Source organism: Chimaeribacter sp. YP20170169 (genome assembly GCF_056739715.1).
Map to the genome: position 1 here is coordinate 352658 of NZ_CP176824.1, position 25851 is coordinate 378508.

The 25851-nt window shown below is 60.4% G+C and carries 24 protein-coding genes and 3 tRNA genes; 15 read left to right on the top strand and 12 right to left on the bottom strand.

Going from position 1 to position 25851, the window contains the following annotated elements; genetic code table 11:
- Positions 1–100: 100 nt before the first annotated feature.
- The gene (locus tag ACK3SD_RS01640; protein ID WP_481126560.1) at positions 101–1417 is read right to left on the bottom strand and encodes an anaerobic C4-dicarboxylate transporter; all 1317 of its coding nucleotides are present in this window, start codon (positions 1415–1417) and stop codon (positions 101–103) included.
- 133 nt (positions 1418–1550) lie between these two features.
- Positions 1551–2987, bottom strand: coding sequence for an aspartate ammonia-lyase (aspA, locus tag ACK3SD_RS01645; RefSeq protein WP_137761994.1), 1437 nt, complete (start codon positions 2985–2987; stop codon positions 1551–1553).
- 355 nt (positions 2988–3342) lie between these two features.
- Here aspA and ACK3SD_RS01650 point away from each other — a divergent pair, with 355 nt between their 5' ends.
- From ACK3SD_RS01650 to ACK3SD_RS01665, 4 genes are all read left to right on the top strand, one after another.
- Positions 3343–3816 (top strand): FxsA family protein, encoded by a 474-nt coding sequence (locus ACK3SD_RS01650; RefSeq protein ID WP_481126561.1) that lies wholly within the window; start codon positions 3343–3345, stop codon positions 3814–3816.
- A gap of 236 nt (positions 3817–4052) precedes the next feature.
- Complete coding sequence (locus ACK3SD_RS01655; protein WP_137761996.1) at positions 4053–4346, top strand: co-chaperone GroES; 294 nt, start codon at positions 4053–4055, stop codon at positions 4344–4346.
- A 45-nt stretch (positions 4347–4391) separates the two neighbouring features.
- The gene (groL, locus tag ACK3SD_RS01660) at positions 4392–6041 is read left to right on the top strand and encodes a chaperonin GroEL (RefSeq protein WP_137761997.1); all 1650 of its coding nucleotides are present in this window, start codon (positions 4392–4394) and stop codon (positions 6039–6041) included.
- A gap of 247 nt (positions 6042–6288) precedes the next feature.
- Complete coding sequence (locus ACK3SD_RS01665; protein ID WP_481126562.1) at positions 6289–6633, top strand: DUF4156 domain-containing protein; 345 nt, start codon at positions 6289–6291, stop codon at positions 6631–6633.
- A gap of 53 nt (positions 6634–6686) precedes the next feature.
- Here ACK3SD_RS01665 and epmB read toward each other — a convergent pair whose 3' ends face one another.
- A complete protein-coding gene (gene epmB / locus ACK3SD_RS01670) occupies positions 6687–7715 on the bottom strand; it encodes an EF-P beta-lysylation protein EpmB (protein WP_137761999.1) in 1029 nt (342 codons plus the stop codon).
- A gap of 43 nt (positions 7716–7758) precedes the next feature.
- Here epmB and efp point away from each other — a divergent pair, with 43 nt between their 5' ends.
- From efp to ACK3SD_RS01685, 3 genes are all read left to right on the top strand, one after another.
- A complete protein-coding gene (gene efp / locus ACK3SD_RS01675) occupies positions 7759–8325 on the top strand; it encodes an elongation factor P (protein WP_137762000.1) in 567 nt (188 codons plus the stop codon).
- Positions 8326–8375: 50 nt separating this feature from the next.
- Positions 8376–8507: an entericidin A/B family lipoprotein gene (locus tag ACK3SD_RS01680; protein ID WP_137762001.1), complete on the top strand. Its 132-nt coding sequence runs from the start codon at positions 8376–8378 to the stop codon at positions 8505–8507.
- A gap of 102 nt (positions 8508–8609) precedes the next feature.
- Positions 8610–8741 (top strand): entericidin A/B family lipoprotein, encoded by a 132-nt coding sequence (locus ACK3SD_RS01685; RefSeq protein WP_137762002.1) that lies wholly within the window; start codon positions 8610–8612, stop codon positions 8739–8741.
- 47 nt (positions 8742–8788) lie between these two features.
- On the opposite strand, the gene blc is transcribed toward ACK3SD_RS01685, so the two are convergent.
- From blc to frdA, 5 genes are all read right to left on the bottom strand, one after another.
- On the bottom strand, positions 8789–9313 hold the full coding sequence (gene blc, locus ACK3SD_RS01690) for an outer membrane lipoprotein Blc (RefSeq protein ID WP_137762003.1): 525 nt from the start codon (positions 9311–9313) through the stop codon (positions 8789–8791).
- A 110-nt stretch (positions 9314–9423) separates the two neighbouring features.
- Entirely contained in the window at positions 9424–9783 is a 360-nt protein-coding gene (gene frdD / locus ACK3SD_RS01695) for a fumarate reductase subunit FrdD (protein ID WP_481127474.1), read from the bottom strand.
- A gap of 12 nt (positions 9784–9795) precedes the next feature.
- The gene (gene frdC / locus ACK3SD_RS01700) at positions 9796–10188 is read right to left on the bottom strand and encodes a fumarate reductase subunit FrdC (RefSeq protein WP_481127475.1); all 393 of its coding nucleotides are present in this window, start codon (positions 10186–10188) and stop codon (positions 9796–9798) included.
- Positions 10189–10199: 11 nt separating this feature from the next.
- Positions 10200–10925, bottom strand: coding sequence for a succinate dehydrogenase/fumarate reductase iron-sulfur subunit (locus ACK3SD_RS01705; RefSeq protein ID WP_481126563.1), 726 nt, complete (start codon positions 10923–10925; stop codon positions 10200–10202).
- The gene (gene frdA / locus ACK3SD_RS01710) at positions 10918–12705 is read right to left on the bottom strand and encodes a fumarate reductase (quinol) flavoprotein subunit (RefSeq protein WP_481126564.1); all 1788 of its coding nucleotides are present in this window, start codon (positions 12703–12705) and stop codon (positions 10918–10920) included. Before frdA ends, ACK3SD_RS01705 begins: the two co-directional genes overlap by 8 nt.
- A gap of 254 nt (positions 12706–12959) precedes the next feature.
- Here frdA and epmA point away from each other — a divergent pair, with 254 nt between their 5' ends.
- Positions 12960–13937 carry an elongation factor P--(R)-beta-lysine ligase gene (epmA, locus tag ACK3SD_RS01715; protein WP_137762007.1) on the top strand — a complete coding sequence of 326 codons (978 nt, stop codon included), beginning with the start codon at positions 12960–12962 and terminating at the stop codon, positions 13935–13937.
- A gap of 42 nt (positions 13938–13979) precedes the next feature.
- On the opposite strand, the gene mscM is transcribed toward epmA, so the two are convergent.
- From mscM to rsgA, 3 genes are all read right to left on the bottom strand, one after another.
- Entirely contained in the window at positions 13980–17276 is a 3297-nt protein-coding gene (gene mscM, locus ACK3SD_RS01720; protein ID WP_481127476.1) for a miniconductance mechanosensitive channel MscM, read from the bottom strand.
- Between the two features lie 59 nt (positions 17277–17335).
- A complete protein-coding gene (gene asd / locus ACK3SD_RS01725) occupies positions 17336–18220 on the bottom strand; it encodes an archaetidylserine decarboxylase (RefSeq protein WP_481126565.1) in 885 nt (294 codons plus the stop codon).
- A gap of 168 nt (positions 18221–18388) precedes the next feature.
- Positions 18389–19432 (bottom strand): small ribosomal subunit biogenesis GTPase RsgA, encoded by a 1044-nt coding sequence (rsgA, locus tag ACK3SD_RS01730; protein WP_481126566.1) that lies wholly within the window; start codon positions 19430–19432, stop codon positions 18389–18391.
- A gap of 175 nt (positions 19433–19607) precedes the next feature.
- Here rsgA and orn point away from each other — a divergent pair, with 175 nt between their 5' ends.
- From orn to ACK3SD_RS01750, 4 genes are all read left to right on the top strand, one after another.
- Entirely contained in the window at positions 19608–20153 is a 546-nt protein-coding gene (gene orn / locus ACK3SD_RS01735; protein ID WP_137762011.1) for an oligoribonuclease, read from the top strand.
- 190 nt (positions 20154–20343) lie between these two features.
- Positions 20344–20419, top strand: a tRNA-Gly gene (locus ACK3SD_RS01740).
- A gap of 56 nt (positions 20420–20475) precedes the next feature.
- Positions 20476–20551 (top strand) — tRNA-Gly (locus ACK3SD_RS01745).
- 43 nt (positions 20552–20594) lie between these two features.
- A tRNA-Gly gene (locus ACK3SD_RS01750) sits at positions 20595–20670 on the top strand.
- A 302-nt stretch (positions 20671–20972) separates the two neighbouring features.
- On the opposite strand, the gene queG is transcribed toward ACK3SD_RS01750, so the two are convergent.
- A complete protein-coding gene (gene queG, locus ACK3SD_RS01755; RefSeq protein WP_481126567.1) occupies positions 20973–22127 on the bottom strand; it encodes a tRNA epoxyqueuosine(34) reductase QueG in 1155 nt (384 codons plus the stop codon).
- Here queG and nnr point away from each other — a divergent pair.
- Genes nnr through amiB form a run of 3 tightly spaced genes read left to right on the top strand, consistent with a single transcriptional unit; the run spans position 22126 to position 25825 of the window.
- On the top strand, positions 22126–23637 hold the full coding sequence (gene nnr / locus ACK3SD_RS01760) for a bifunctional ADP-dependent NAD(P)H-hydrate dehydratase/NAD(P)H-hydrate epimerase (RefSeq protein WP_481126568.1): 1512 nt from the start codon (positions 22126–22128) through the stop codon (positions 23635–23637). The genes queG and nnr overlap by 2 nt on opposite strands.
- A gap of 13 nt (positions 23638–23650) precedes the next feature.
- Entirely contained in the window at positions 23651–24121 is a 471-nt protein-coding gene (gene tsaE / locus ACK3SD_RS01765) for a tRNA (adenosine(37)-N6)-threonylcarbamoyltransferase complex ATPase subunit type 1 TsaE (protein ID WP_137762014.1), read from the top strand.
- A gap of 6 nt (positions 24122–24127) precedes the next feature.
- Positions 24128–25825 carry an N-acetylmuramoyl-L-alanine amidase AmiB gene (gene amiB / locus ACK3SD_RS01770; protein ID WP_481126569.1) on the top strand — a complete coding sequence of 566 codons (1698 nt, stop codon included), beginning with the start codon at positions 24128–24130 and terminating at the stop codon, positions 25823–25825.
- Positions 25826–25851 lie beyond the last annotated feature (26 nt).

Genomic DNA, 25851 nt, shown 5'->3' on the forward strand with positions numbered 1-25851 from the left:
ATGAAACAGCAGGAGCAGAGACTATAGCGCGAAGCGTCGGGGGCTTGAAGGCGGGGCGGTGGATTTTACCGCGGGCAGCCAACGCTGCCCGCGTAAGCCGTCAGAGCAGCAGGCCGCCGATCGCGAAGCTGAAGATGACCGAGAGCGTCACGCCCAGCGTACCGGGGATAAAGAAGGGGTGGTTGAAGACAAAGCGCCCAATGCGGGTGGTGCCGGTGTCATCCATCTGCACCGCCGCCACCAGCGTCGGGTAGGTCGGTAGGATAAACAGGCCAGAGACCGCCGGGAAGGAGGCCAGCGCGGTCAGCGGCGCGACCCCCAGCGCCATCGCCATCGGCATCAACGCCTTGGCGGTGGCCGCCTGCGAATAGAGCAGGGCAGAGCAGAAGAAGAAGATCACCGCCAGCAGCCAGGGGTGGGACTGGATGACGCTGCCAGCCGTGTCTTTAATCCACGTCAGGTTGTCCTGCACAAAGGTATCGCCGAGCCAGGCGACGCCGAGGATACAGATGCTGGCGCTCATGCCGGCCTTGAAGGTGCTGGCATTCAGGATGGCGGCGGTATCAATGCGGCAGGCCAGGGTGATTAGTGTCGCGACGCTCAGCATGATGATCAGGATGGCGTTAGTGGTGCTGGTCAGCGGCTGCGCCGGGGTGCCGAACAGCGCCAAATGGACGCCGTTGCTGTTATAGATGGCGTAGAGCACCACCGCCAGCACGCCGAGCAGGAACAGCAGCACCGAGCGCGCCGCGCGCGGCGGGATGGTCAGGCTATGGTTGCCGCGCAGTGTCACCAGACCCTCCGCCAGCCGCTGCTGGTAGACCGGGTCATCCGAGAGCCGGGCATTGAACAGCCAGCTCACCAGCAGTGACATCACCAGCACCCCCGCCAGCGTGGCCGGGATCATCACGCCGAGCAGCGTCAGGTAGCTGATACCGTGCGGCTCCATCGCGGAGGCCATAAAGACCACCGCCGCCGAGATGGGCGAGGCGGTGATGCCGATCTGCGCCGCCACAACGGCGGTGGAGAGTGGGCGGCAGGGGCGGATGCCCTGCTCCTTCGCCACCTCGGCAATCACCGGCAGTGCCGACAGCGAGATGTTACCGGTGCCGGCAAACAGCGTCAGGAAGTAGGTGACCACCGGGGCCAACAGGGTGATGTAGCGCGGGTTGCGCCGCAGCAGCTTCTCGGTCTGGTGCACCAGATAGTCCATCCCGCCGGCTACCTGCATCGCGGAGATGGCCGCGATCACCGCCATAATGATGGAGATGACATCAAAGGGGATGGAACCGGGCTTGACGCCCACCAGCGCCAGCGCCAGCACCCCCAGCCCACCTGCAAAGCCAATCCCGATGCCGCCCAGACGGGCGCCAAGGAAGATGGCCAGCAGCACAATGACAAATTCGAGTATCAACATGGTTCTGCTCTCGCGCTTATGGCGCGCTCCTTAGTGAAAAATGAAAACGTATTGTTATTATCTTGTGAGTACCAAAAGAAAAGGGCACGTTATCCGTAGAAATAACGTGCCCTGAGGTCAGGTCGGAACAGGTTTACTGTTCATTTTCATCGGTATAGCGTTTGGCTTTGTAGGCCGGGAACATCAGGTTTTGCACCGAGAAGATGTCGTCCAGCTCCGCCTCAGTCAGCAGGCCGCGCTCCAGCACCACTTCACGCACGCTCTTGCCGGTCTCCGCACAGATCTTGCCGACGATGTCGCCATTGTGGTGGCCGATGAACGGGTTGAGGTAGGTGACGATGCCGATGGAGTTGAACACGTAAGATTCGCACACCGCTTTGTTGGCGGTAATGCCGTTGACGCACTTCTCCAGCAGGTTATAGCAGGCGTTGGTCAGGATGTGGATCGACTCGAACATCGCCTGCCCAATTACCGGCTCCATCACGTTCAGTTGCAGCTGGCCCGCCTCGGAGGCCATGGTGACGCAGGTGTCATTGCCGATCACCTTGAAGCAGACCTGATTCACCACCTCTGGCACCACCGGGTTGACCTTGGCGGGCATGATGGAGGAGCCAGCCTGCAACTCAGGCAGGTTGATCTCATTCAGGCCCGCGCGCGGGCCGGAGGAGAGCAGGCGCAAGTCATTGCAGATTTTGGAGAGTTTCACCGCCAGCCGCTTCAGCGAGCTGTGCACCATCACGTAGGCGCCGCAGTCGGAGGTGGCCTCAATCAGGTCTTCTGCCGGCACGCAGGGCAGGTTGCTCACCTCGGCCAGGTATTTCACCGCCAGCGGCTGGTAGCCCTCTGGCGTGTTGAGGCGGGTGCCGATGGCGGTCGCGCCGAGGTTTACTTCCAGCAGCAGTTCACCGGTGCGCAGCAGGTTTTTGGTCTCTTCCGCCAGCAGCACGTTAAAGGCATGGAACTCCTGGCCGAGGGTCATCGGCACCGCGTCCTGCAACTGGGTGCGGCCCATCTTCAGGATGGTTTCGAACTCCTTGGATTTGCGCTCAAAGCCCTCGCCCAGCTGGCCAATGGCATCAACCAGCTTCAGGATCGAGGCATAAACCGCGATGCGGAAGCCGGTCGGGTAGGCGTCATTGGTGGACTGGCACTTATTCAGGTGATCGTTCGGGTTCAGGTACTGGTACTCGCCCTTCTGGTGCCCCATCAGCTCCAGACCGATGTTGGCCAGCACTTCGTTGGTGTTCATGTTGAGGGAGGTGCCCGCGCCGCCCTGGAACACGTCCACCGGGAACTGGTCCATGCACTTGCCCTTATTCAGCACCTCATCACAGGCCAGGATAATGACATCGGCGATCTTGCGTGGGATGGTTTTCAGTTCTTTGTTTGCCAGCGCAGCCGCTTTCTTCACCATCACCATGCCGCGCACGAACTCCGGGACGTCGCTGATTTTGGTATTGCTGATGTAGAAGTTTTCAATCGCACGCAGGGTATGGATCCCATAGTAAGCCTCTGCCGGCACTTCACGGGTGCCCAGCAGATCTTCTTCGATACGAATAGTGTTAGACATAGAACCTTCTTGTTTGATGCCGTAAATGGATGACTGAATAAATAGTAGACTTTGGGCTGAATCGTGCCTGCACCACAGGATAAACCACCGCCCCGCTGGCGGGCACGATCATATGCTGCTTTTCAAGAAATGCACGTGCGCGGCTCACTCCCCACGCAATCCATCCCGCCCAGTTTTATATCTGTGAAGGAGTTCACACTTCCCGTCCGGCCAGAAGAAAAGTCACCGGTACGGTTGAATTCTTCCGCTGGCAGCACCATCTCAAGGTAGTCAGCCCGGTTGCGTGGCAGCCTGGCCCCCCATTTTTACGCGTTGGCGACCAACATGCCAGCGCGTTTGCTGAAAGGAGAGTGCGGTGCGCCTGTTACCGTTATTGGTGATATTTCTGCTGGCCTACATCGAAATATCACTGTTTATCCAGGTTGCCCATGTGCTGGGCGTCTTCCTTACCCTGCTGCTGGTGATCTTCACCTCCGGCGTTGGGATTTCGCTGGTGCGCAATGAGGGGATGAAGACCCTAATGCAGATCCAGCAAAAGCTGGCGTTGGGCGAAAGCCCGGCGGCAGAGATGATCAAGAGCGCATCGCTGCTGCTGGCGGGCTTCCTGCTGCTGCTGCCCGGTTTCTTTACTGACTTCCTCGGCCTGCTGCTGCTATTGCCGCCGGTGCAAAAACACCTGACGCTGAAACTGTTGCCGCACCTCACCTTTAGTCGCGGCGGTTTCCGCGCCGGGCAGGGTGGCGGCGCGACCTTTGAGGGTGAATACCAGCGCAAGGATGAGTACCACGAGCGCTTGGGCCACACCGACCGCGAGAAAGACGACAAGTAGGGCGAAAGCTGAAAAGGCCAGGCTGGGGTGGCGGCGTCCGCCCCGGCACGCTAGAGTGCGGGCTGGCCTAAGGCGGCCCACCAATTTTGCGGGGCAGGGCAAGAACGAAAAATTTTTTTGGTCTGTCCCTTGAAGGGGGCGTGAATGCCCCCATCTAGAAAACCACGAGGCCGGAGGCATACCCCGGCATCTCTTATCCTGAATCAGATATGGACCTTCTCAAAGGAGAGCTATCAATGAAAATTCGTCCATTGCATGACCGCGTTATCGTCAAGCGTAAAGAAGTCGAGTCTAAATCTGCTGGCGGCATCGTTCTGACCGGCTCTGCGGCGGGCAAATCTACCCGTGGCGAAGTGCTGGCTGTGGGCAATGGTCGCATCCTGGAAAACGGCGAGATCAAGCCGCTGGATGTGAAAGTTGGCGACATCGTTATTTTCAACGACGGCTACGGCGTGAAAGCCGAGAAGATCGACAATGAAGAAGTGTTGATCATGTCTGAAAGCGACATTCTGGCGATTGTTGAAGCGTAATTCACGCGCAAATCACTGAACTGAACGAATTTAAGGGAAAGTAAAATGGCAGCTAAAGACGTAAAATTCGGTAATGACGCTCGTGTAAAAATGCTGCGCGGCGTTAATGTGCTGGCTGATGCGGTAAAAGTTACCCTGGGCCCAAAAGGCCGTAACGTAGTGCTGGACAAATCCTTCGGCGCACCGACCATCACCAAAGACGGCGTATCCGTTGCACGTGAAATCGAACTGGAAGACAAGTTCGAAAACATGGGCGCACAGATGGTGAAAGAAGTGGCCTCCAAAGCGAACGACGCTGCGGGCGACGGCACCACCACCGCCACCGTTCTGGCACAGTCCATCATTACTGAAGGCCTGAAAGCCGTTGCCGCTGGCATGAACCCGATGGATCTGAAGCGCGGCATCGACAAGGCGGTTATCTCCGCTGTTGAAGAGCTGAAAAAACTCTCCGTTCCGTGCTCTGATTCCAAAGCGATCGCTCAGGTAGGTACTATCTCCGCCAACTCCGACGACACCGTGGGCAAACTGATTGCCGAAGCGATGGAAAAAGTCGGCAAAGAGGGCGTGATCACTGTTGAAGAGGGTACTGGCCTGCAAGACGAGCTGGACGTGGTTGAAGGTATGCAGTTCGACCGCGGTTACCTCTCCCCTTACTTCATCAACAAGCCGGAAACCGGTTCTGTTGAGCTGGAAAGCCCGTTCATCCTGCTGGCTGACAAGAAGATCTCCAACATCCGCGAAATGCTGCCAGTGCTGGAAGCCGTGGCGAAAGCCGGCAAACCGCTGCTGATCATCGCGGAAGATGTGGAAGGCGAAGCGCTGGCGACCCTGGTGGTTAACACCATGCGCGGCATCGTGAAAGTGGCTGCGGTGAAAGCGCCGGGCTTCGGCGACCGTCGTAAAGCCATGCTGCAAGACATCGCTACCCTGACTGCCGGTACTGTTATCTCTGAAGAGATCGGTCTGGAGCTGGAGAAAGCGACGCTGGAAGACCTGGGTCAGGCTAAACGTGTGGTCATCAACAAAGACACCACCACCATCATCGATGGCGTGGGTGACGAAGAGACCATTCAGGGCCGCGTAACCCAGATCCGTCAGCAGATCGAAGAAGCGACCTCTGACTACGATCGCGAAAAACTGCAGGAGCGTGTGGCTAAACTGGCTGGCGGCGTCGCTGTCATCAAAGTGGGCGCAGCAACTGAAGTTGAGATGAAAGAGAAGAAAGCCCGCGTTGAAGATGCCCTGCACGCAACCCGTGCTGCGGTAGAGGAAGGCGTGGTAGCGGGTGGCGGCGTGGCGCTGGTGCGTGTGGCAAATGCCATCGCTCAGAGCGGCCTGAAAGGCGACAACGAAGACCAGAACGTGGGTATTCGTGTTGCGCTGCGCGCGATGGAGTCCCCGCTGCGTCAGATCGTCTCCAACGCCGGTGAAGAGCCGTCCGTTGTGGCTAACCAGGTGAAAGCCGGTGAAGGTAACTTCGGTTACAACGCGGCCACTGAAGAGTACGGCGACATGATCGGCATGGGTATCCTGGATCCGACCAAAGTGACCCGTTCTGCTCTGCAGTACGCCTCTTCCGTTGCTGGCCTGATGATCACCACCGAGTGCATGGTGACCGAGCTGCCGAAAGAAGAGAAAGCAGACATGGGCGCCGCAGGTATGGGCGGCATGGGTGGCATGGGCGGCATGATGTAATCCGTCCCTGACTGTCCCCCACAGTCTGTAGCGAAACCCCCGGCCCCGGCCGGGGGTTTTTATTTATCTGCGCATTAATTCGCAACTAATTGATTGTTGCTGCTATATATCTATCATAGTCTCGCTGAATTAACGTATAAACTGTAGACTACCTGCGCGCAGCCTATCGTCAGGGCAGCGGATGCCTAACCGGCACGGCGCCCCGGCTGGTAAGGTCGGCGAGAGTCTTAACTATATGGGGAAAAAGATGCGGATTAACGTCTTTCTTGGTCTTTCAGCAGCCTTGCTGCTGGCGGGTTGCAGCAGTACCCACCAATTGAGTTCGGCTGGCCAGCAGGTCAAATTCACCGACAGCCAACCGAGCAGCAGCTGCCGGCTGGTGGGTGAGGTGACCGGCTCGCAGAGCAACTGGTTCTCTGGCACCGGTGGCGATGGCAGTTCCATGCGCGGCGCGGCCAATGACCTGCGCAACAAAGCGGCGGATATGGGCGGCAACGTCATTTATGGCGCCACCAGCCCGAGTGAGGATTTCTGGTCCAGCTTCGTCCCGAAAGACAGCAAAATGGTGGGTCAGGTCTACCACTGCCCCTGACAGGCAGGCAAGCAGTGCCCGGTGGCGAGGTCTCCCTCGCCCTCCTTGGGCCGTCAGGCTTGCTTCAGGTAGAGATCGAGCGGCGTTTTGCTCGGCTCGCCGCCCACTTCCCGCGCCAGCTTCGGCACCATATAGCCGGAGACTTTGGTCAGCAGCGCCTTCACCAGCGCCCGCGCCTCATCATCCCCCACCATAAAGTGCGCCGCCCCCTGTACCTTATCCAGCACATGCAGGTAGTAAGGCAAAATGCCCGCGTCAAACAGGGCGTTGCTCAACTGCGCCAGGATCTCCGCGTCATCATTGACGCCGCGCAGCAGCACGCTCTGGTTTAGCAGCGTCACGCCAGCCCGCTTCAATTGCGCCATACTTTGACGCAGGGCGTCATCGATCTCCTGCGGGTGGTTGATGTGGGTCACCATCAGCACCTGCAAGCGGGAGCTGGACAGCCGCTGGCAGAATGCCGGCGTGATGCGGGCTGGGATCACTACCGGCAAGCGGCTATGAATGCGCAGCCGTTTTAGGTGCGGAATTGCCTCCAGCTCACCGATCAGCCAATCCAGTTCGTGGTCTTTGGCCATCAGCGGATCGCCGCCGGAGAAAATTATTTCATCCAATTCTTCATGCAGACGGATATACTCCAACGCCCTGGACCAGTTGGCCCGGTTGCCTTGGTTATCCTGATAGGGGAAGTGGCGGCGGAAGCAGTAACGGCAGTTGACCGCACAGCCGCCCTTGACCAGCAACAGCGCGCGGTTGCGGTACTTGTGCAGCAAACCGGGCACCACGCTCTGCTGCTCTTCCAGCGGATCGGTGGTAAAACCGGGTGCGGCGACAAACTCTTGCTGGGCAGTCAATACCTGGATCAACAGGGGATCCGTCGGATCGCCGGGTTGCATCCGGGCGGCAAAGGCGCGGGGTACGCGCAAGGGGAAGAGGCGACGGGCATCACGTCCCGCCTGCAGCTCCGGATGGTGTTCAAGGCCGAGCAGGGTTAACAGTTCATCCGGGTCAGTAATAACATCGGCGAGTTGCTGCAACCAATCTTCTCTAACCGCCGTGTCTTGGGTTATAATATGTGCCATTTTTTTGGCTAAGCTACCAGTTTACATTATTCAGAGGGCCACTATGGCGACTTATTCTAGCAACGATTTCCGTGCCGGTCTTAAAATCATGTTCGAAGGCGAGCCTTACGCTGTCGAATCCAGCGAGTTCGTCAAACCGGGCAAGGGCCAGGCGTTTGCGCGTGTTAAAATGCGTCGTCTGCTGACCGGCACCCGTGTTGAGAAAACCTTCAAATCCACTGACTCTGCCGAAGGCGCAGACGTGGTCGACATGAACCTGACTTACCTCTACAACGACGGTGAGTTCTGGCACTTCATGAACAACGAAACCTTTGAGCAGCTGGCTGCGGATGCGAAAGCCGTAGGCGACAGCACCAAATGGCTGCTGGATCAGGCTGAGTGCATCGTGACCCTGTGGAACGGCCAGCCGATCTCCGTGACCCCGCCGAACTTCGTTGAGCTGGAGATCGTTGATACCGATCCGGGCCTGAAGGGCGACACCGCAGGGACTGGCGGCAAGCCGGCTACCCTGTCCACTGGTGCCGTGGTGAAAGTACCGCTGTTCGTCCAGCTGGGTGAAGTGATCAAAGTTGACACCCGCTCTGGCGAATACGTTTCCCGCGTGAAGTAATGCCCCTGCCGCTGCGACGCCCGTTGCAGCGGCAATTTTGGATCCCTACCATGCTGAATAAAATCCAGCGCCTTGCCCTGTTCCTGCTGATGCTCACCGCCCTGACCGGCTGCAACACCGCCCGCGGCATGGGTGAAGATATCCAGCACCTTGGCAGCGCCATCTCCCATATCGCCAGCTGATTTGTCCGCTTAAAAAATATCCTGTTGTTTTCCGCATGTTTTCTTTTCTTGGCTACACTAAAGGGGCATGAGCACACTTCCCTGTAGAAGAAGGATATTTTTATGTTGAAGAAAACTCTTTTGGTGGTGCTGTCCTTGGCGTTTCTCTCTTCACTGACAGCGTGCAATACGACGCGTGGGGTGGGGCAAGATGTTGAAGCCGGCGGCGAGGCAATCCAGCGTACTGCTCAGTAATAGGAAGGGTACGGACACGCTGTCTCTGTGACCGTACCTGATTTTTCTCAGGACTGGTTAACCCAAATCAATTTGCTGGTATCAAAGCCATAGCGTTTGGCAGTCTCCAGCAACCGGCTTTTCGCCACCTCATCCAAAATCGGCGTGCGTGACAAAATCCACAGGTACTTCTTGTTCGGGCCGCAGACCAGCGCGTACTGGTAGTTACGGTCCAGCTCTATTACGTTATAGCCACCATAGAAAGGGCCGAAGAAGGAGACCTTGAGTGCCGCACGCACCGGTGTCCCCAGAAAATAGCCCTTGCCCTCACTCTCCTGCCAGGTTTTCTTTTTGGGATTGTAGCCGCGGTTGATCACCTTGATGCCGCCATCCTGACGGGTGCTGTAGTTGGCGGTGACATGATCCAGCCCACGCTCGAACCCATGATCCATGCGGGCGATCTCATACCAGGTGCCGAGGTAGCGCGGCAGTTCGAAGTTCTCTACCACTTTCACATCCGGTGGCGGCTTCACGCTACATGCTACCGAAAATAGCGCGGTCATCATGACGCCAAGTTTTGACCAAAGATGCATAGCCTTTCCTTTTCTCATCCATCTGCCTTAAGTGTAGGTAATAAAAATGAATAAGAGGCAAGCCGCCAAATAAAAACGGCCCCGCAGGGCCGCTGTCAGTGCTGGCGCGCTTAGAGCGCCAGCAGGCCGATGGCGCTGACGATGGTCAAAATGGCGGCCAGTCCATAGAACAGCCACTTGCCCGCCGGGATGTGCAGCTTGAGATCGTGGGTCATGTGGTGCAGGCGATGCAGCCCGCACCACAGCGGCAGCGCCGCCATCAGGAACAGGAATATCCGCCCCAGCCAGCTCTGGCCAAAGGCCAGTACGCGCGCGTAGCTGAATGCCCCGTCTGGTGCCCAACCCAGCGGCAGCAGCACGCCGAGCAGCAGGATCACGGCGGGCGCCACCAGCGCCGTCCACATGCCGCCGGCACCAAACAGCGCCCAGAACGGCGGCTCATCAGAGCGTTTCGGTTGTTGGTTCATCAGGTTTCCCCCTTCTCAATAGAGCGCCAGTAGCAAAATCGCCAGCGACAGCACCACCATCACGCCCCACAGCAGGGCGACCAGTGGGGCCGGTTTCAGCTTCTCCCCTTTTACGATCAGGGTGGCGGCTTTCGGTGCCAGTTCAAACCAGGTTTTGCTGTGCAGCAGCGCCGCCGCCAGTGCGATCAGGTTGAGCGCCATCACCAGCGGATTTTGCAGCAGCTGGACAAACGCTTCCCACCCCTCTGGCCCGGCCTTCAGCCGGTAGATGCCGTGGATCAGCAGTAGGCTAAACCAGACGGCGGGGAGGGCAGTGGCCTCGCGCAGCATGTAGAAGCGGTAGAATGCCAGCCGTTGCCACCAGTCAGGTGTCACCGGGCGGACATAGGGTTTGCGTTGGGTGGTCATCATGGCTCTCCTTATCGCGGCTTCAGCATGGCAATCATGAAATCCTTGCTGCTCTCCACCTTGCCCTGCTGGATAGCGGCGGCCGGGTCAACCTGTTTCGGGCAGACCTCTGAACAGTAACCGACGAATGTGCAGCGCCAGACGCCGTTTTCCCCGCTGAGTTGCGGCATCCGTGCGGCCTTACCGCGATCGCGGCTGTCGAGGTTGTAGCGGTGGGCGAGGGTGATGGCCGCCGGGCCAATGAACTCCGGGTTCAGGCCGAACTGTGGGCAGGCGGCGTAGCACAGCCCGCAGTTGATGCAGCTAGCGAACTGGTGGTATTTCGCCATCTGCGCCGGGGTTTGCCGGTTAGGCCCCTCTTCGGGTTGGCGCGCATTGCCGAGGATATAGGGCTTGATCGCCTCCAGGCTCTCGATGAAGTGTGTCATGTCGACCACCAGATCGCGTTCGATCGGGAAGTTGCCGAGCGCCTCCACCTCCATGCCCTGTGGGTAGTCGCGCAAGAAGGTTTTGCAGGCCAGCTTCGGCACGCGGTTGACCATCATGCCGCAGGAGCCGCAGATCGCCATCCGGCACGACCAGCGGTAGGCCAGATCTGGCGCAAGGTGATCTTTGATGTAGCCGAGGGCATCCAGCAACGAGGTCTGCTCATCGTAAGGCACCCGGTATGGCTCCGGGTGCGGCGCGGTGTCGATCTCGGGGTTATAGCGCACGATCGTCAGGATCATCTCAGCCATGGGTCTGCTCCTCTGCCGGGTTTTCAGACGCTGCGCCATAGACCCGTTTGGCCGGCGGCAGGGTGGTAATCTTCACCTCGCTGTAGTCGATGCGCGGCGTGCCGCCGGGGGTGGCGAAGGCGAGGGTGTGTTTCAGGAAGTTCACGTCGTCACGCTCCGTGCAGCCGGGGTCAAGCCGCTGGTGCGCGCCGCGCGACTCACGGCGGGCCAGCGCGGAGTGCGCCATGCATTCGGCCACCTCCAGCCCGTGCATCAGCTCCAGCGTATAGAGCAGGTCGGTATTGAAGACACTGCCCTTGTCGGTGATGGCGATGCGTTGGCTGCGCTCCTTCAATTCCGCCAGCTTATCGACGGTCTTCTGCATCAGCGCCTCGGTACGGTAGATGCCGCACCCCTCCTCCATCGCCATGCCCATCTCATCACGCAACGCCCCCCAGCGCTCGCCGCCCTGTTGGTTCATGCGTTGCACCAGCCGCTTCTCAATGTCACGGGCCTGGCTCTCCAGCGCCTGCTGCGGGGCAGGGGCGCTCTCGGCCGCCCGCAGCGCCGCCTGCTCGCCGGCAATGCGGCCAAAGACCACCAGTTCTGCCAGCGAGTTGGAACCGAGCCGGTTGGCGCCATGCAGGCCCACGGAGGAGCACTCGCCCACCGCGAACAGCCCACGCAGGCGGGTTTCGCACAGGCCATTGGTTTCGATGCCGCCCATGGTGTAGTGCGCGGTAGGGCGCACCGGGATCGGCTCCTTCACCGGATCGACACCGACGTAGGCTTTCGCCAATTCACAGATAAAGGGCAGCCGCTCCAGCAGCTTTTTCTCGCCCAGGTGGCGCAGGTCAAGGTGCACCACCTCGCCACGCGGTGTGGAGATGGTGCGGCCGGCGCGCCACTCATGCCAGAAGGCCTGCGACACCTTGTCGCGTGGGCCAAGCTCCATATATTTGTTCTTCGGCTCGCCCAGCGGCGTCTCCGGCCCCATGCCATAATCCTGCAAGTAGCGGTAGCCCTCTTTATTGACCAGCACGCCGCCCTCGCCGCGGCAGCCCTCAGTCATCAGGATGCCGGAGCCGGGCAGGCCAGTGGGGTGGTACTGCACGAACTCCATGTCACGCAACGGTACGCCGTGGCGATAGGCCATGCCCATGCCATCACCGGTGACGATGCCACCATTGGTGTTGTAGCGGTAGACCCGCCCGGCACCGCCAGTGGCCATTACCACCGCGTTGGCGCGGATCTGCACCCGGCTCCCCTCCATGATGTTGATCGCCACCAGCCCGCGCGCCTCCCCGTCATCCACCAGCAGGTCGAGCACATAGTGTTCGTCGAAGCGGCGGATCTGTGGGTACTTCAGCGAGGTCTGGAACAGCGTGTGCAACATGTGGAAGCCGGTCTTGTCGGCGGCAAACCAGGTGCGCTCAATCTTCATGCCGCCGAAGCGGCGCACGTTGATGCTGCCATCCGGCTTGCGGCTCCAGGGGCAGCCCCACAGCTCCAGCTGGGTCATCTCCTGTGGGCAGCGCTGGACAAACTCCGCCACCACATCCTGCTCGCACAGCCAGTCGCCGCCAGCAACCGTGTCATGGAAGTGGTACTCCAGCGCATCATGGGACTGGGTCACCGCCGCGGAGCCGCCCTCCGCCGCCACCGTATGGCTGCGCATGGGATACACTTTGGATATCAGGGCAATCGTCAGGGCCGGATTGGCCTCGGCTGCGGCGATTGCGGCGCGTAACCCCGCCCCGCCGGCACCGATGATGGCCAAATCGGCATAAAAGGTTTGCACGGCACTCCTCCTTCAGGCTTGAAAACAGCCGCTGCCGCCCGACCGGTGCGGGAGCACCCACACAAGGCGGGCCTTGCTGGCAACGGGTTGGCCTACTCTTCGTAGGGGGATGTGAGTATATCGAAAGCAAATAGGGTAAATGTTGATACGATCGAGGGTTTGCCCCACTCTGCGGGCGGCGCAAAAAGCAGCAATTGTTTGCCGCCGCGGTTACAGGTAGACTGCACCCCTTTTTGATTTTGGAGTGAATGACCATGAGCGAAACGGCAAGCTGGCAACCAAGCGCCCCCATCGCCAATTTGTTGAAACGCGCAACCATAATGGCGGAAATTCGGCGCTTCTTTGGCGATCGTGGCGTGCTGGAGGTTGAGACTCCGGCAATGAGCCAGGCCACAGTGACGGACATCCACCTGGTGCCTTTCCAGACCCACTTCGTGGGGCCGGGCGCCGCTGATGGCCTGACGCTCTACCTGATGACCAGCCCGGAATACCACATGAAGCGCCTGCTGGCGGCGGGCAGTGGCCCGATCTACCAGCTGTGCCGCAGTTTCCGCAATGAGGAGTCTGGCCGCCATCACAACCCAGAGTTCACCATGCTGGAGTGGTATCGCCCGCACTATGACATGTACCGCCTGATGAATGAGGTGGATGACCTGTTGCAACAGGTGCTGGACTGCCAGAGCGCGGAGTCGCTCTCCTACCAGCAGGCCTTTACCCGCCACCTGGACGTGGATCCGCTCTCTGCGGACAAGGCGCAACTGCGTGAGGCGGCGAAAAAGCTGGATCTGAGCAACATCGCCGACACCGAAGAGGATCGCGATACCCTGTTGCAGATGCTGTTCACCTTTGGCGTGGAGCCGCATATTGGCATCGATCGCCCGGCCTTTGTTTACCACTTCCCGGCCAGCCAGGCGGCGTTGGCGGAGATCAGCACCGAGGATCACCGGGTGGCGGAGCGTTTTGAGGTCTACTACAAGGGGATGGAGCTGGCCAACGGCTTCCGCGAGCTGACCGACAGCAACGAGCAGCGCCAGCGCTTTGAGCAGGATAACCGCCGCCGCGCCGCGCGTGGCCTGCCCGCGCACCCGATCGACCAGAACCTGCTGGATGCCCTGAGCCACGGGATGCCGGATTGTGCCGGCGTGGCGCTCGGCGTGGATCGGTTGGTGATGCTGGCGCTGGGCGCGGAGCGCCTGAGCGAGGTGATCGCCTTCTCGGTGGAGCGGGCGTAAGGATGAAAAAAGGGGCTGAATCTTCAGCCCCTTTTTTTATGGTCAGAGATCGCCCGGCGTGCGCGTTGGGCGGCTGACGGAACTGATCGTCGTGCCTCCCTGCTGGCTGCGGGTCATGGTCTCCATACGCACCTGGAAGGGCGGGAAGGGCAGGGTGATGCCATGCTCACGGAACGCCGCCAGAATCAGCTGGTGGATCTCATGGCGCAGCGGCATACGGTGCGCCATCTCGCCAGCGTGCATACGCATCTCAAACAGCTGGATGCCCTGCTGGATATCCACCAGATAGACCTCCGGCTCCGGGTTATCCAGCACCAGACTGCAACGCCGTGCCGCGCTGAGCAGCAGGTTGGTCACCTCCTCGGTGCTGGCCTCCGCTGGCGCTGGCACGGAGAGCACCACACGCGTCACGGAGTCCGAAAGCGACCAGTTGATGAACTGCTCGGTGATGAACGCCTTGTTCGGCACGATGATCTCTTTGCGGTCCCAGTCGGCGATGGTGGTGGCGCGGGTATTGATCTTGGTAACGCTGCCGGTCAGGTTGCGGATCGTCACCGTATCGCCGATGCGGATCGGCTTCTCAAACAGGATGATCAGGCCAGAGATAAAGTTGGCGAAGATCTCCTGCAAGCCAAAGCCTAGCCCCACACCCAGTGCGGCCACCAGCCACTGCAATTTCGACCACTCGATGCCGAGCATCGAGAAGCCGGTCAGCCCACCGAAGAACAGCAGCACATATTTGGTGATGGTCAGGATGGCGTAGCCAGTGCCGGGGGTCAGATCCAGGTGCTGGAGCAGCGCCAGCTCCAGCAGGGCTGGCAGGTTGCGCACCAGTTGGGTGGTAATGATCAGCACCAGAATGGCGATCAGCACCGATCCCAAGGTGATCGGCTGGACGCTCTCCACCCCCTGTACCGTCTCCGTGACGTCCCACAGATGGATGTTCTCCAGGAAGCCAAAGGCGGAGTGGATCTCCGACCAGAGGAAGATCACCGAGAGCAGCGCGATCAGCGTCAGCAGCGATCGCACCAGCCGCAGTGACTGGGCACTGATCGCATCCAGATCCACCACCGGCTCGTCGATCTCAATGGTGCCCTCGCTGCTGTTGGTGTGGGCCGGCTCCTCCTCACCACGCGCGCGCTGCGCCAGGATCTCGGCGCGGCGCTGCTTCGCCCGGTCAAAGGCGATGCGTCGGCGCTGGATCAGCATACCGCGGCGAATGATGTGGTAGACAATCAGCAGCAGGAACCAGATGGCGGCGGAGGTCTCCAGCCGCGCCAGCAGTGCCTGCGCGGTCGCCAGGTAGCCGATGGCCGCGGCCAGTGCCGCCACCAGCGGCGCGGAGAGGAAGAACCACCACAGCGCGCTGTTCCAGACGTTGTCGCCGGAGCCATCTTTATTGAGGTAGAGCGGGATGCCAGCGCGCTTCAGGCTGTTGGTGACAATGCTTAGCGCCACACAGATCAGGATGAAGCAGAGCCGCCCCAGCGAGGAGGCGAACTCGCGATCGTTGAGGTTATCGAAGGTGATCACCATCATGATCAGCGGGACGATCAGCCAGACCGACATGGCGTAGTAGCGCATCGCCCGGCTGACGCTGCGCTGCGGCCAGCCAAAGTGGGTGATGAACAGCCCGCGTGAGCGCGCAAAGGTGGCGCTGATCATAAACGCCCACAGCAGCGGCAGGGTGGCGGTGACGCCATCGCCTATCGCCACCGCCATCGGGTAGGGCCAGGCGTTGCGCAGCCCATAGCCGAGGGCGGCCCACAGCACCGGCAGCGGCAGGGCCACCAAAATTGACCAGAACACCGTACGCAGCGTCAGCCGGAACTGATCCTGCGTCACCTTGCCGACGCGGCTGCTGGAGCGTTCCAAAAACGCCGAGAAGTGGCGGCGTGAACTGATGCTGATAATCACCAGAATCAGCGCGCCAAAGATAGGCACCAGCGTCTCGCGGCTGGTGACCATCATCAGGAAGGCCCCGCCCAGTTGCGCCAGCGTGTCCAGCGACAGCAGGCGCGTCAGGTCGTGCGCCACCTGCACCGGGTAGGCGAAGCCAATCGGGCTGACGTCCGCCACCCAGAACAGGTAGCGGTGCGCGGCGTCCTTGATCTCATTCAGGGCATCCACCAGCTGGCTATTGGCGACCTTCAGCTTGGTCAGCTCCAGAATCAGGCTGTCACAGCCGGAGAGCAGGGAGTTGAGCAGATCGCGCTGGGTGCGCAACTGTGCGTCCATGATCCGCTGCTGCGAGGCCGACAGCGCGCTGCCGTCATCCTGTTTGCCCTGCCGCAGTTGTGACTGGCGGTTCAGCAGATCCTCATAGTGCAGCCGCTGCACTCGCAGCTGCGCCATGTCGCGGTCAAGCTGCTGGGGCTTGGGCATCTCCGGCAGGCGGGAGACCTGCGCGCGCAGGGTCTCGCCCAGCACGTTGGAGGAGCCAAGCCACTGCGCCTGCTCTTTGATGGTGCTGAGCGCCTGACGCACCTGCAACGTCTGGGCGGCCGCCTGACGCTGCTGCGAGGAGATGAGATCCATCCGCTGCGCCTGCTCATTCAGCGCCACCGACAGCTCGCGGTTGCTCTGCAACTGGGCATTGATGACGTGCGGCAGGTCACCACTCTGCTCCGCCAGCATCTCGGTGCGTTCCAGCGCCTGCTCCGCCTCACGCTGGCGCTGGTTGTTGAGCGCGTTACGCATACTCTGCAACTGGATGTCCAGCCGGTCGTGGCGGTGTTTATACAGCTCGGAACGGATGCGCGACAGCTCCTGGCGATTGCTGGCGGAGAGTTGCGCCAGCTCCAGCTCATCCACCTTGGCCTTGCGGGCCGCGGCCTCCGCCTGCAACGCGTAGAGCTGCGCCTGCGCCAGAGGCGTGGTCGGCGCGCTCTGCGTCTGGAGCTGGCTGTCGATGGTACTCAGTACCCGGCGGGCCTCAGACTGCTGCTGCGGGATCTGGTTGAGGGAGTCGCTGATGTCGCGGGAGGCATCCTGCTCTTGTTGCAGCTGGCGGCTCTGGTCGAGCAGCTGGCTGCTGACCTGGAGGATCTGCTGCTCAAGGTCGGCGGCAGGCTGGTTCTGGTTGATCTCCAGCGGCTTTTCGCTCTCCTCCGCCAGTTGTTGGCGCAGGGTCTGGGTCAGCTGCGGGAAATCATCAATGGTTTTTTGGTATTGGGCGGCGCGGTCAGCCGAGGCTTGCGCCTCGCTAAGCCAGTTGAGGGCGCTTTGCAGCGCCGCCACGATGTCCGCCTGATTAGGCGCGGTTTTATTGGACTCCGCCTGCTTCAGCTCTTGCTCGAGCTGCCCTTTGTCGGGTGCGGACGCCGCGTAGAGCGGCATAGAAACAAGCAGGCCGAGCAGCAGGGCAGCAAAGAGGCGCACAGCAGATTCCTTCAGTGTTACACAGGCTGTACCGGGGCAGAGAGGATCTCCGCGAATGGCGCGCCCATACGGGTCACACTGCCGTTGGCCAACTGCGGCTCCAGGCGCAACTTGCCAGCCGGGAACAGGTTGATCACGGTGGAACCCAGCGCGAAGCGGCCCATCTCCTGGCCTTTCTCTAGCGTCACGGCACCTTCAATGCCCTGCGGCGCGTAGGTCCAGCGCTGGATGATGCCTGGACGCGGCGGGGTAATGGTGCCAGCCCAGACGGTTTCGATGCTGCCGACGATGGTTGCGCCCACCAGAATTTGCGCCATCGGCCCAAACTCGGTGTCGAAAATGCAGATGACGCGCTCATTGCGCGCGAACAGGTTCGGCACGTTGGCGGCAGTCAGCGGGTTCACCGAGAAGAGGTCACCGGGCACGTAGATCATCTCGCGCAGCGTACCGTCACACGGCATGTGCACACGGTGGTAGTCGCGCGGCGCCAGGTAGGTGGTGGCGAACAGGCCATCCTGGAACTCAGAGGCCAGCATGTGGTTGCCAGCCAGCAGCGCTTCCAGGCTGTAGTAGTGGCCCTTGGCCTGGAAAATCTGGCCGTTGTCGATCGGCCCCAGCTGGCTAATAACACCATCGGCAGGCAGGCAGATCTGCTGCGGCAGGGCCACCACCGGGCGTGCGCCGTCACGCAGCGGGCGTACGAAGAATTCGTTGAAGGAGCGGTAGGCCGAAATCTGCGGCTGCTGCGCTTCCTGCATGTTCACCTTGTAGTGACGGACAAACAGGTTAATGACCAGCTGCGTCAGCGCGCCGGCCTGTTTGTCAGCCCCCCAACCAGCCAGGCGCGTAAGCCACTGTTTGGGAAGAAGGTACTGTAATTTGATTTTGATACGGTCCAGCACAGATGCCTCTCAATAGGATGTGACATGCCTTCGGATTAAAGGGCGCGCATTGTAGCGGCGCAGGGCATGTTGTTCAATATTTGTCTGGTGAACAGACGTTGGCGCGCCGCCCTGTCACAGCGGCGGCGCGCGGCCTGTTCCGTCAGGCGGGAGCTGGCAGGGGATGCCCTACAGCTCGTTGAAGTTTTTGCGGACTTTGACGTCGGCCATGCTTTCCAGGATGCGATGGTAGTTGTCGAAACGCTCTTCAGCGATCTCGCCACGCTCTACCGCGGCACGGATGGCACAGCCAGGGTCGGTGCCGTGCTTGCAGTCACGGAATTTGCAGCCGCCGAGGTAGTCGCGGAACTCGATAAAGCCCTGCGTGACCTGCTCTGGCGTCAGGTGCCACAGGCCAAATTCACGCACGCCCGGCGAGTCAATCACGTCGCCGCCATACTGGAAGTGGTAGAGGCGCGACGCGGTGGTGGTATGTTGCCCAAGTCCGGAGACGTCGGAAACGGCATTTACCTGAATTTGCTTTTCCTCCGGCGGCAGCAGGGCGTTCAGCAGGCTGGATTTGCCCACCCCCGATTGGCCAGCGAAGATGCTGATGCGATCCGTCAGCGCCTGCTTGAACGCCTCCATCCCCTCCTCGGTCTGGCTGGAGACCTTCAGCACCCGGTAGCCGATGCGGCGGTAGATATCCATCGCCTCATCCACAAAGCGGCGGCCCTCTTCATCCAGCAGATCGATCTTGTTCAGTACGATCAGCGGCTCGATGCCGACGGTTTCGCACGCCACCAGATAGCGGTCGATGATGTTCAGCGACAGCTCAGGCAGGATGGCTGAGACAATCGCAATCTGGTTGATGTTGGCGGCGATGGGTTTCACGCCGTCATAAAAATCGGGACGCGTCAGCACGGAGCTGCGCTCATGCACCGCATCCACAATGCCCTTCAGGCTGGCGTTCTCTTCACGGCCCGCCCGCCAGACCACGCGGTCGCCCGTCACCAACGAGGAGATGGTGCGGCGGATATTGCAACGGTGCAGGCTGCCGTCGGCGGCCTCAACATCCGCATGCATCCCGAACCGGCTGATCACGATCCCCTCTTGCGGATCGCCATGCAGCGAATCATCCAGCTCCTTACGGTTGTCTGCTTGCTTCAGACGACGCTGATGATTGGCGGATACACGACGTTGCTGACCTTTAGACAGTTTGTTCTTGCTCACTGCGCCTCACTTAAACCGGCTTTTATCGCTCGTTGCGACCAAAAAGACTATGATACACGCTATTTTATATTAATTAACCGTTCACCGTGTGACCGGTGAATCTCTCCCCGTGAAAAAAGCGCGACGCGCGCGCAGCGGCCATGCCCGTTGCGGCGTATGCGGCTCAGGAAACCTTATGACACCAAATGAAAACAACCTGATCTGGATCGATCTGGAGATGACCGGACTGGACCCGGAACGCGACCGCATCATTGAGATCGCCACGCTTGTCACGGACGCTGACCTGAATATCCTGGCCGAGGGGCCAGTGATGGCGGTACACCAGAGCGATGAGCAGCTGGCGATGATGGATGAGTGGAACACCCGCACCCACGGTGCCAGCGGCCTGACCGAGCGCGTCCGGCAGAGCCAGTTTAACGACCGTGCCGCAGAGCTGGAGACCCTCGCTTTCCTGCAAAAATGGGTGCCAGCGGGCAAATCTCCCATCTGTGGCAACAGCATCGGCCAGGATCGCCGCTTCCTGTTCAAGTACATGCCGGAGCTGGAATCCTACTTCCACTACCGCTATTTGGATGTCAGCACCCTGAAAGAGCTGGCACGCCGCTGGAAGCCGTCGTTGCTGGAGGGACTCAAGAAGCAAAATACCCATCAGGCGCTGGATGACATCCGTGAATCGGTGGCGGAACTGGCCTACTATCGCCAGCACTTCATTCAGGAATAATTTTTTTCGACGCCGGATCGGTGTATCCGGCGTTTTTTTGCCCACGCGACGCTTGAATTCTCGCCGCATTGGATATTAAATCAGCACTTGAACAAAAAGAACGTTTTTTTGCTTTCAGGGGCTTGCAGCGAAAAAGAATCCTCGTATAATGCGCTCCCCGTACCGATGAAGAAATTCGTTAGTATGCAGAGCGGGAATAGCTCAGTTGGTAGAGCACGACCTTGCCAAGGTCGGGGTCGCGAGTTCGAGTCTCGTTTCCCGCTCCAATTTCACTGCCTGGCAGTGAACAGCAGTAAGCAGTAAAACGTCATACCCATGCGACGCGGGAATAGCTCAGTTGGTAGAGCACGACCTTGCCAAGGTCGGGGTCGCGAGTTCGAGTCTCGTTTCCCGCTCCAAAATTTACTTACCACCATGGTAAGCGCAGTACGTACCTCCTATGCGGGAATAGCTCAGTTGGTAGAGCACGACCTTGCCAAGGTCGGGGTCGCGAGTTCGAGTCTCGTTTCCCGCTCCAAATTTTTTCTCCCTTATCCCAGATAACAGCGCCCAACACCGTCAGGTGCGTTCATGCATTATTACTTCGCAGTGTAATATTCTTTTGAACAGAGTTATCCACAGTTTCCGCGCTTTTTTTGACCAGCCTCTTTTTTGTTCATCCGCAAAATTGCAAAAATAAGTAATTGATTTCATTTCTTAATTTATTTCTACCAAAACGTTAAATCGATCACTTGATGTTTTTTTTACACTTGATTGCCAAGCCGTTTTTGTTTTTATGCACAAACAGTGGATAAGTAAACCGGTGGATAACTGCGCCCATCAGGCATCGCGCGGCAAACCTTTTTCCACCGCGCGCACCAACCTTTTCTGCTGTGGCAGCTGCACTTCCAACTTATTGGCATCGCGTTTCTGGAACTGTTGTGCAATCGCCCAGTGCAGGTGCTCATCCAGCATCTCGTTCTCCCCCAGCCGCTGTTGCAGCGCCAAAACAATCTCCGCCTGATAGGGCGCATTGCCCAGCGCGACGGAGACATTGCGCAGCCAGCGCAGGTGGCCAATGCGCCGAATCGCTGAGCCTTCAGTCACACGCAGGAACTTCTCCTCACTCCAGGCGAACAGCTCCAGCAGCTCTGGCGCATGTAGCGCCGCGCGCGGACTGAAGTCCGCCTCATCCGTCAACTGGGAGAAGCGGTTCCACGGGCAGATGAGCTGGCAGTCATCGCAGCCATAGATGCGGTTGCCCATCAGCGGGCGGAACTCTTCTGGAATTGCCCCCTCCAGCTCAATCGTCAGGTAGGAGATGCAGCGGCGCGCATCCACCGTATAGGGCGCAACAATCGCCCCGGTGGGGCAGGTGGTCATGCAGGCGACGCACTTGCCGCACTGTTCCGGCTGCGGCTGGTCAACCGGCAGCGGCAGGTCAATCAGCAATTCGCCGAGGAAGAACCATGACCCTGCCTCGCGGTTAAGGATAAGTGAGTGTTTACCAACCCAGCCGATACCGGCTTTGGCCGCCAGCGGGCGCTCCATGATGGGCGCGGAGTCAACAAACGGCCGGAAGCCTACCTCGCCGCCGCCCTGTTCCGTACACCAGCTTTGGATCATCTCCCCCAGCTTTTTCAGCCGTTGGCGCAGTAGCTTGTGGTAGTCGCGCCCCAGTGCGTAACGGCTGACGTAGCCCAGTGCCGGGTTCTTCAGCGTTGAGGCGAAGGCCGCCTTGGCTGGCAGATAGTTCATGCGCACGCTGATCACCCGCAGAGTGCCGGGCAGCAGCTCGTGGGGCCGCGCCCGCAGCATACCGTGGCGGGCCATCCACTCCATCTCGCCATGGTACTGTTTATCAAGCCAATCCTGGAGTTTTGGCTCCTCCAGCGAGAGATCGGTGTCGCAGATACCGACCTGCTGGAAGCCTAGCGATTGGCCCCATTGCTTGATATGTTGGGATAATTGATGGAGATCGAAGGGGAAAGTCATGGCAAACCAACGTGAAGAACAAAACACGCCCAGTTTACCACACTCTGTGTTCGCCGCAGACTGGATTAGATCGGCAGAAGCACAGGCGGCGCAGGAGAGCGGCACCACGCTCTACGGCCTAATGCAACGCGCCGGGCTGGCAGCCTTCGAACTGGCAAGGAGACACTACCCCCATAGCCGCCACTGGCTGGTGCTGTGCGGGCATGGCAACAACGGCGGCGACGGCTATGTGGTGGCGACACTGGCACGCGCCGCCGGGCTGCGCGTCACGCTGATTGCGGTGCCGGGGCAGCGCCCACTGCCGCCTGAGGCGCAGCAGGCACAAGCGGCCTGGCAGGCGGCCGGTGGCGAGATTCACGCTCCCGAGGATGATTGGCCGGAGGAGGGCGATCTGATCATCGATGGCCTGCTTGGCACCGGGCTTTCTGCCGCGCCGCGTGCGCCCTACGATCGGCTGATTGAACAGGCCAACCGCCACCCGGCGCCGCGCATCGCGCTCGACATCCCCTCCGGGCTGCTGGCAGAGAGCGGCCAGACACCGGGGAGCGTCATCCGCGCCGACCACACGCTGGCCTTTATCGCCCTGAAACCGGGCCTATTAACCGGTCAGGCACGCGATTGGGTCGGGCAGCTTCACCATTCTGCGCTAGGCTTAGAAGAATGGCTGCAAAAACAACGGGTCACCCTGACTCGTCTGGATGCCAGTTCGCTCTCGCGCTGGCTGACGCCGCGCCGCCCCTGTTCGCACAAGGGGGAGCATGGCCGCCTGCTGGTAGTGGGTGGCGACCACGGCTTCGCAGGCGCGATCCGCATGGCCTCGGAAGCCGCCTTGCGCAGCGGTGCCGGGCTGGTGCGAGTACTTACTCACAAAGAGAATATCGCGCCGCTGCTGACCGCGCGCCCGGAGCTGATGGTACAGGAACTGGACGATGAGGCACTGGCGGCAGGTGAAGAGTGGGCCGATGTTCTGGTGATTGGGCCGGGGCTAGGCCAGTCGGCGTGGAGCAAAAATGCGCTGGCCGCGCTACGCGGCAGCGACAAACCCATGCTATGGGATGCGGATGCGCTAAACCTGCTGGCAAAAGCCCCGGATAAGCGTCAGAATCGCGTCCTCACGCCGCATCCGGGCGAGGCAGCCCGGTTATTGGGCTGCTCGGTCAAAGAGGTTGAGAGTGATCGCTTACTTTCAGCCAAAAAGCTGACAGAGTGCTATGGCGGCGTGGTGGTATTGAAAGGTGCGGGAACGATAATCGCCAGTGAAAGCGGCGAGCGGGCGATTGCCGATGTCGGCAACGCGGGCATGGCATCCGGCGGCATGGGTGATATCCTTTCAGGGATCATCGGCGGCCTGCTGGGGCAGCAACTGTCGCCCTTTGATGCCGCCTGTGCTGGCTGTGTGGTGCATGGCCATGCGGCGGATCTGATCGCCCAGCGACAGGGCACCCGCGGGCTGCTGGCCACCGATTTACTACCGGTTATCGCGCAAAGTGTTAATCCAGAGTTGAAATAAACGATATAACTTAATGAAAGAACTTATTTTATCTCTGCCGGATGAGGCAGCCACCGTGGCACTGGGCACACAACTGGCCCGTGCCTGTACGCAATCCAGCGTGATCCACCTGTTGGGCGATCTTGGCGCCGGCAAAACCACCTTCAGCCGCGGCTTCCTGCAGGCGCTCGGCCATCAGGGCAATGTGAAAAGCCCAACCTACACCTTGGTGGAGCCTTACATGCTCTCGCCGCTAGCGGTGTACCACTTCGACCTCTACCGGCTGGCCGATCCTGAGGAGCTGGAATTCATGGGCATCCGTGATTACTTCGCCCAAGACGCGGTCTGTCTGGTGGAGTGGCCGCAGCAGGGGGCGGGTGTCCTGCCAGAGCCGGATTTGGAGTTGCTGCTGGATTATTGCGGGGAGGGACGCCAGGCGACGCTGCGCGCCCTATCAGGCTATGGCAGTGACATGCTGCAACGCGTTGCTGCTCAGCAGGGATAACCAAAGATGATGCAAGGGAACAGCCGTTTTGCCCGGTGGGCGAGCACCACGCGTCGCGCGCTGTCGATGCTGGCCGTGCTCGGGTTGCTGGGGCCGCTCGCTGCTCTGGCCTCCAACCTGAAGGATATTCAGGTCACCAATGGCGCGCAGCAATCTACCGTCACCCTCAGTTTTGATGGGGCACCGGTCTACGCCTTTTTCCCGTTGCATAACCCGGAGCGTCTGGTGATTGACGTCCGCGAGAGCGGCGTGATCTCCGGCCTGCCGCTGGAGTTCAGCGGCCAGAATCTGGTGAAACGCATTCGCACCAGCACGCCGAAAGATGCCCAGAGCATCCGGCTGGTGCTGGAGCTAACCGGCAAAAGCCGCGCCCGCGCCGCCACCCAGCAGGGTGGCGGTCGCCAGAACGTGGTCTTTACCCTCAGTGGGCAGGGCGGGAGCGCAGACAGCCGCATCACCCGCGCTACTCCAGCCGCGCCAGCCGCCCGGCCAGCCAGCCGACAGCCAGCGGCCAACCCGTTTGACGGCAACAAAGTTACGGCAGTCACCAGCGGCACCACCTCCATCCGCCCCGCCAGCCGCAGCACCAGTGCCAGCGACCGCATCGTAGTGGCGATTGACGCCGGTCACGGTGGGCAAGATCCTGGAGCCATTGGCCCCAGCGGGCTGAAAGAGAAGAACGTCACCATCGCTATCGCCCGCAAACTGCGTGAGCAGCTGAATAACGACCCGATGTTCCGGCCAGTACTGACGCGCGACGGCGACTACTTCATCTCGGTGATGGGGCGCTCGGACGTAGCGCGCAAGCAGGGCGCCAGTATGCTGGTCTCCATTCATGCCGACGCCGCGCCAAACCGCAGCGCCTCGGGTGCCTCGGTGTGGGTGCTCTCCAACCGCCGCGCCAACAGCGAGATGGCCAATTGGTTGGAGCAGCATGAGAAGCAGTCAGAGCTGCTGGGTGGCGCGGGCGACCTGCTCGCCAACAGCGCCGACGATCCCTACCTGAGCCAGGCGGTGCTGGATCTTCAGTTCGGCCACTCCCAGCGCGTGGGCTATGACGTGGCGGTCAAGGTGCTGCGTGAGCTGCAACGCGTTGGCTCGCTGCACAAGCGTCGGCCAGAGCACGCCAGCCTGGGCGTATTGCGCTCGCCAGATATTCCCTCCCTGCTGGTGGAGACCGGCTTCATCAGTAACAGCACGGAGGAGCGGCTGCTGGGCAGCAATGCCTATCAGGAGAAGATTGCCCGCGCCATCCATACCGGCCTGCGCAGCTACTTCCTGACGCATCCCTACCAATCCGGCCCAAAGGTGGAGAACCGGCCGCTGACCGCCTCAGCGACCGGTAGCGAAGCGGCGGACGAACCGGTGGTGCATGGCACCAGCAGCAAGAAGGGCAAGGTGCATGTGGTGAAACGTGGCGAGACGCTCTCCGGCATCGCCCAATCCTATGGCCTCTCCACCAGCCAATTGAGCACGTATAATCACCTGAAGAAGCCGGGCGTCTGGACAGGCCAACGCCTGAAGATCCCGGCCGGCTCCAGTACCCATACCGCGCCGGCCCGTCCGGCGCGCCATAAGGTGGTACGCGGGGACACGCTGTCTGACATCGCGTCCCACTACGGCGTTAGCATGGCCGACATCAAGCGCGCCAACCATCTCAAATCCGGTGAGGTACAGCTCGGGCAGACATTGATCATCCCCTGATCTGCCCCCATCTGCTTCTCATTGAG

What these genes read in the sequence shown, in the direction of transcription:
- amiB (WP_481126569.1), top strand. Translation starts at nt 24,128, where the DNA reads ATGATGCAAGGGAACAGCCGTTTTGCCCGGTGGGCGAGCACCACGCGT.
- orn (WP_137762011.1), top strand. Translation starts at nt 19,608, where the DNA reads ATGACACCAAATGAAAACAACCTGATCTGGATCGATCTGGAGATGACC.
- nnr (WP_481126568.1), top strand. Translation starts at nt 22,126, where the DNA reads ATGGCAAACCAACGTGAAGAACAAAACACGCCCAGTTTACCACACTCT.
- blc (WP_137762003.1), bottom strand. Translation starts at nt 9,313, where the DNA reads ATGCATCTTTGGTCAAAACTTGGCGTCATGATGACCGCGCTATTTTCG.
- mscM (WP_481127476.1), bottom strand. Translation starts at nt 17,276, where the DNA reads ATGCCGCTCTACGCGGCGTCCGCACCCGACAAAGGGCAGCTCGAGCAA.
- efp (WP_137762000.1), top strand. Translation starts at nt 7,759, where the DNA reads ATGGCGACTTATTCTAGCAACGATTTCCGTGCCGGTCTTAAAATCATG.
- frdC (WP_481127475.1), bottom strand. Translation starts at nt 10,188, where the DNA reads ATGACCACCCAACGCAAACCCTATGTCCGCCCGGTGACACCTGACTGG.
- epmA (WP_137762007.1), top strand. Translation starts at nt 12,960, where the DNA reads ATGAGCGAAACGGCAAGCTGGCAACCAAGCGCCCCCATCGCCAATTTG.
- ACK3SD_RS01685 (WP_137762002.1), top strand. Translation starts at nt 8,610, where the DNA reads ATGTTGAAGAAAACTCTTTTGGTGGTGCTGTCCTTGGCGTTTCTCTCT.
- epmB (WP_137761999.1), bottom strand. Translation starts at nt 7,715, where the DNA reads ATGGCACATATTATAACCCAAGACACGGCGGTTAGAGAAGATTGGTTG.
- groL (WP_137761997.1), top strand. Translation starts at nt 4,392, where the DNA reads ATGGCAGCTAAAGACGTAAAATTCGGTAATGACGCTCGTGTAAAAATG.
- tsaE (WP_137762014.1), top strand. Translation starts at nt 23,651, where the DNA reads ATGAAAGAACTTATTTTATCTCTGCCGGATGAGGCAGCCACCGTGGCA.
- ACK3SD_RS01640 (WP_481126560.1), bottom strand. Translation starts at nt 1,417, where the DNA reads ATGTTGATACTCGAATTTGTCATTGTGCTGCTGGCCATCTTCCTTGGC.
- ACK3SD_RS01665 (WP_481126562.1), top strand. Translation starts at nt 6,289, where the DNA reads ATGCGGATTAACGTCTTTCTTGGTCTTTCAGCAGCCTTGCTGCTGGCG.
- aspA (WP_137761994.1), bottom strand. Translation starts at nt 2,987, where the DNA reads ATGTCTAACACTATTCGTATCGAAGAAGATCTGCTGGGCACCCGTGAA.
- ACK3SD_RS01655 (WP_137761996.1), top strand. Translation starts at nt 4,053, where the DNA reads ATGAAAATTCGTCCATTGCATGACCGCGTTATCGTCAAGCGTAAAGAA.
- queG (WP_481126567.1), bottom strand. Translation starts at nt 22,127, where the DNA reads ATGACTTTCCCCTTCGATCTCCATCAATTATCCCAACATATCAAGCAA.
- ACK3SD_RS01680 (WP_137762001.1), top strand. Translation starts at nt 8,376, where the DNA reads ATGCTGAATAAAATCCAGCGCCTTGCCCTGTTCCTGCTGATGCTCACC.
- ACK3SD_RS01705 (WP_481126563.1), bottom strand. Translation starts at nt 10,925, where the DNA reads ATGGCTGAGATGATCCTGACGATCGTGCGCTATAACCCCGAGATCGAC.